Genomic DNA, 3,725 nt, shown 5'->3' with positions numbered 1-3,725 from the left:
CCCCCAGTTCCAGCTCCCCCTCCCCGGCGACCGCACCGTCGGCTTCCGCTCCCGGCTCCACCCCCGGTTCTGCGCCGGGAGCTGTTCCCGGTTCCAGTCCCGGCACCAGCAAGTCGTCGCCGTCGTCGTCGTCGGACAAGCCGCTGACACCTTCCTCCACCCCGGCGGCGATGCAGCAGCCGCAGCAGCCACCGCAACAGCAGCAGCCCCAGCAGGCCCCGCAGCCGCAGGCACATCCCGCCGCGGCGTCACCGTCGCTGTCCAAGCCGAGCGAAGACAAGAAGCACGATCCGCTGTCGGACACCGGCCGCCACGGCGCACCCGGCGTGGTGGGAGCGGTGGCACCGGTTCCCGCTGCGGTGTCACCGGCGGTGTCGACACCGCCGGTCACCGGCCGGTCGGCCGACGGGTTGCGCACCGCGGCGAATGTGACGGGGCGCGGTCCGGCAACGAATCTGTCTGCGGCACATGGGATCACGAACGCTAAGTCGTCCGTCCCCACATCGGGTATGCCGATGGGCCGCGGGATGCCGATGATGCCGATGATGGGCGGTCCCGGAGCGGCCAACGGCAGCGGAAAGGATCGCAAGCTGATCGTTCAGAACGCCGAGGATGCGGCCCTCCATGGCATCAACGCGCTGCGTGACGCCGTGCGCGGCGGCACGTTGTTGCGCCGCGACACCGACCCGACACTGCCCTCCTCACCGCTGCTGTGATCCGGTCGGTGGCGCACTTCGCCGTCCGCGGGCAGGTGGACAGGGGAGCTATACTTCCTGTCAGAGGCGTGGGCTTGATACCGCGCAAACCTAAATGAAGTAACCCTCCGCAGCGAAGCTGCGGGGGGTCTTCTTTTGCGCCAGCACATGGCATTTCGTTCCTGGCGTTTCCCGCCGAGTCCACCCTGCTCTGAGCACGCTGCCGTTCAGAGCGTGCCGGTGCGCCAGTCCTGGGGGCTGATCCCCTCCGGGCTGGCGGCGTCTCGCTCCAGCTTCTCGATGTATCCCGGCTGCGACCGCAGTTGATCTTCGAGCTTCGACCGCACCACGGCTGGGGTCATGGTCAGCGTCCCATCTTCGGCCTGTTCAGCGATGTAATGCCCAGGCTACTTGGGGGAGACCACCCTGCGGCCCACCTACTTACTCAGCGTCGGCAGTCAGTCGTGGGTGTCGTTTGACTGATCACCCGCAATTCCATCGACGCCCAGCAGTGCGTCAGGTATTGGCGCAACGTGGACAGATTCGGGTCGCTGTCCAGTCGTTCGATGCGGCGCACAGCGGCAGGGTCGACGCCCATCAGCTCGGCGAGTCGCCGCTGGCTCAATCCTGCATTTTCTCGTGACGCCACCAGCTCACGTTTGAAGGCGACCTCGGCTCGGGATGAGTGGCGCGCGGCGCGTCGCTCCGTCGAATCAGGCACGGCAACCACTCCTATCACTGTGGGGCGGCATCATGCGGCGGACGATGTCGTGGCCTGGCCCCACGACCATCCCGGCAACGATGACAGCAGCCGCACCTTGTTTTCCGCCAGCCTCCCCTGCCGGAAGTCGAGGCGGCGAGTCGCCACCCACGCGCCGAGGCGAAACCCGTCGTCGGTCACCCACCGATGCGGAGGGCAGGCCGAACCGTGGCCATCGGTGTACTCGCGCAGTGCGGCCAAACCTGCACGCCACCGGTCGTCGTGACCGCCCCATGACCACCCCGGAACGGCTTCCAGTTCGGTGATCGCCGCTCGTGGGAGTTTCCCTTCGCGGTAGTCGCGGCGAAATTCGGTCACCCAGCGGCCCAGTGCGAATCCCCGCGGCGACTTCCATCGTTCGGGGACTTTGGCGTGGCCGTGTTCGGCAACGTATTGGAGCATTTCCGCGTATCCCGCGGGCCACCAGGTGTCAGCGGAATCCCATACCCAGCCGGGAAACTCCTCCAGCTGCTTGACCCTCTCCTCCGCCAACTTTCCGACGCGGTGCATCTCGCGCAGCTGGGCCACACGTTCGCCGAGGCGGTACCCATTCGGCAACGTATGTGAGCGAGGGACGCAGGCGTGCCAATGCTCCTCGACGAACGCACGAATCTCGTTGATAACGTCATCCCACCGGCTGTCCAGTGCGTTCCACGTCCACCTGGGCAGGGACTCAATCTCAGCTACCCGTTGCGGTGACAGCTTCCCGCGGCGGTGATAGCGGCGGCGGTGCGCCGCCCACTGGCCGAGCGGGAATCCGCTCGACGATTCCCACCCGGTCGGGACGCGCGCATGTCCGTACCTGTCGACAAAGCGCCGCAGTTCGCTGATTCCTTCATCCCAGGAGTCGCGCGGGTTCCACGCCCATCCTGGGATTTGTTCAAGCTGTTCGACCTGATAGCGCGGCATCGACCCCGACCGGTACCGGCGGCGGTTTCGGTCCACCCAGTTGCCCAGGTTGAATCCGCTGTCGGTGACCCAGCGGCGAGGAACCCGCGCATGTCCGTGATCCGCGCAGAACCGGCGAAGCTCTATCAGTGCGTTTTCCCGGCGTACGCTGCGTGCGACCGACGCATCGGCTTCACCGCGGTGCTGTTCGACGTGTTTGGACATGCCTCTGACCATGGCACCGAATCGGGGAGCGACCACATGTGGCGTGGCGACACGCCGATACGTCTGCGTACCGCCGATACGTCTGCGTCCCGCCGACTCCCCAGCGGTGGCCGTCAGTCGTGGATGTCGGCGATGAACGCCTCGGCCGCGGCCGCCACCGCGGCCACGTCACCGCTGCGCAGCCGCATCACGGGGCTTTCCCCGCCCAAGTGGGGGTTGGCCCCGATGAACCAGGCGCGCGTGATGTCGCCACCTTCCACCGCGGAAATCAGCGCCCACACGCGGTGAGCGGCGCGCAGCCGGTCGGCCGCCTCCGGCGGCGGGTGCGGGCCGTCGGCCGCCGACCACGCGGCGGGCAGGTGGCGGTTGCGCACGTTCGCCAGCGCCGCGACCAGGGCAGGGCCGAGGTCGCCGGTGAGCTGGCGGCACATCTCGGTGACGTCGGCCGCCTCAGCTGCGAGACCACCGGTGACGTCCATGCCGGGAAATATACGAGATTCTGTATAGGCAGACGTGCGGGAGCGCGTTGCGTCAGCTGGTGACGACGCCGCGGTACCAGGGCGGATCGGCGTCTGCGTTCACGATCGTGATCTGCACGGTGTCTGTGCGCCGCTCGTCGTAGACCGACCGGGTGAAGGCGCAGGTCTGCTGGGCGTCCTTCTTCACCTCGATGCCGCCGTAGCAGTCCACGCTGATGAAGTAGCTGTCCTGCGAGGTGCTGAACGGGTTGAATCCGCGCCCTTCCGTTGCTACCGGCCGGTCGCGGAACTGCGCCATCACCTGGGATTCCAGTGTCCACTGGTCGATGGTCTTCGTGTGGGTGACCGATCCTTTGATGCTGCTCATCATGGATTTGAGCTTGGCGCGGCCGTCGTCGGGGAAGACGAAGAAGATGAGGAAGGCAATGATGGCGACTCCGACCGCTTTCATCGCCGGGCTGATTTCCGGCTCATCGCTCATGTCCCGGCGGCCTCCTCCGTTACCGGAAGCGTAATCCGCCGCGGTGGTGCTCGCGAGTCGGGGCCGCGGGCGTCTACAGCCCGATCAGCTCCGGAGGCGGAGGCGGCACCTCGCCGGGAGGGGGCGGCAGCGGTGGAAGCTGTTCCGGCGGCGGAGGGAGGAACTCCACCGGCGCGGGCGGTGGCGGTGGTGGCGGC

Annotated in this window: 6 protein-coding genes; 1 reads left to right on the top strand and 5 read right to left on the bottom strand. The window is 67.4% G+C overall.

Annotated elements, in window-relative coordinates; translation table 11 throughout:
* Positions 1-170: 170 nt before the first annotated feature.
* Positions 171-716: a hypothetical protein gene (locus B8W67_RS20675; RefSeq protein ID WP_133056176.1), complete on the top strand. Its 546-nt coding sequence runs from the start codon at positions 171-173 to the stop codon at positions 714-716.
* Between the two features lie 206 nt (positions 717-922).
* On the opposite strand, the gene B8W67_RS21605 is transcribed toward B8W67_RS20675, so the two are convergent.
* The 5 genes from B8W67_RS21605 to B8W67_RS19890 form a co-directional block, all read right to left on the bottom strand.
* Positions 923-1,057, bottom strand: a complete 135-nt coding sequence (locus B8W67_RS21605) for a hypothetical protein (RefSeq protein WP_264033393.1) — start codon at positions 1,055-1,057, stop codon at positions 923-925.
* 83 nt (positions 1,058-1,140) lie between these two features.
* A complete protein-coding gene (locus B8W67_RS19905; RefSeq protein WP_163797083.1) occupies positions 1,141-1,416 on the bottom strand; it encodes a type II toxin-antitoxin system RelB family anti-toxin in 276 nt (91 codons plus the stop codon).
* A gap of 30 nt (positions 1,417-1,446) precedes the next feature.
* Entirely contained in the window at positions 1,447-2,568 is a 1,122-nt protein-coding gene (locus B8W67_RS19900) for a helicase associated domain-containing protein (RefSeq protein ID WP_163797084.1), read from the bottom strand.
* Between the two features lie 113 nt (positions 2,569-2,681).
* The gene (locus B8W67_RS19895; protein WP_085305905.1) at positions 2,682-3,047 is read right to left on the bottom strand and encodes a hypothetical protein; all 366 of its coding nucleotides are present in this window, start codon (positions 3,045-3,047) and stop codon (positions 2,682-2,684) included.
* Positions 3,048-3,099: 52 nt separating this feature from the next.
* Positions 3,100-3,528, bottom strand: coding sequence for a hypothetical protein (locus B8W67_RS19890; protein WP_085305903.1), 429 nt, complete (start codon positions 3,526-3,528; stop codon positions 3,100-3,102).
* Between the last annotated feature and the right edge of the window lie 197 nt (positions 3,529-3,725).

The organism is Mycolicibacillus koreensis (genome assembly GCF_002104795.1).
Taxonomy (GTDB): domain Bacteria; phylum Actinomycetota; class Actinomycetes; order Mycobacteriales; family Mycobacteriaceae; genus Mycobacterium; species Mycobacterium koreense.
Note: the sequence above shows the minus strand (reverse complement) of the source record. Positions and strands in the feature narration are given on the sequence as shown.